This is a genomic window from Vibrio sp. 10N.222.55.C6 (assembly GCF_041473395.1).
GTDB classification, from domain to species: domain Bacteria; phylum Pseudomonadota; class Gammaproteobacteria; order Enterobacterales; family Vibrionaceae; genus Vibrio; species Vibrio crassostreae_C.
Genome location: NZ_JBFRSD010000715.1, coordinates 1 through 619 on the forward strand (window position 1 = coordinate 1; position 619 = coordinate 619).

General features: G+C 42.6%; 1 pseudogene. It reads left to right on the forward strand.

The features are described 5' to 3' along the window. Positions 1–116: 116 nt before the first annotated feature. Positions 117–619: pseudogene (locus tag AB4486_RS25795) on the forward strand (MSHA biogenesis protein MshQ); the annotation flags it as partial.

Genomic DNA, 619 nt, shown 5'->3' on the forward strand with positions numbered 1-619 from the left:
GTGTAGAACTGGTTTTTCCTGATAATTCCACGGTGACCTTTGATAATTATGAGCATGATGCAGGAGATTTGGTATATGCCTTTGAGGGCAACTCTCAAATAAATGTGATAACACGTATGAAGTTTAACTTGGCAGTTGATATACAATCTGACTTCGCTTATCCCATTATATACGCTCCTAAAGGTGAGGTCATATTTGACGTTGGGAACTCTACTTTCAAAGGATTTATTCTCGCAGATACTGTAGATTTAAATCAGACAGCTATTCATGGTGCCGTGACAGCGAGAGTCGCCGTGCTTGATAATGGTGTAACGATAATCAAACCTGATTATTCTTGTGAACCCCCAGTACAGCAAGGATTATTGGTTGTAGAACCTCAACAATTATATAGCCTAACCTGTGAGCGAATTCCGGTTGAGTTTCGCCTAGAAGAGAATGGCGAATTGGTCGACTCTAATGAGCAGTTTGAAGCGACGGTAACCCCAACGGGAACGCGATGGTGTACGGGTGAAGCTAACAATGCGTGTGAAACTCCGGATTATACGTTTGATGGTGGCATTCGAACCTTGTATTTAGACTCTGATACGGTTGGTAGTTTCAGTGTTGGGGGAGTCTACGA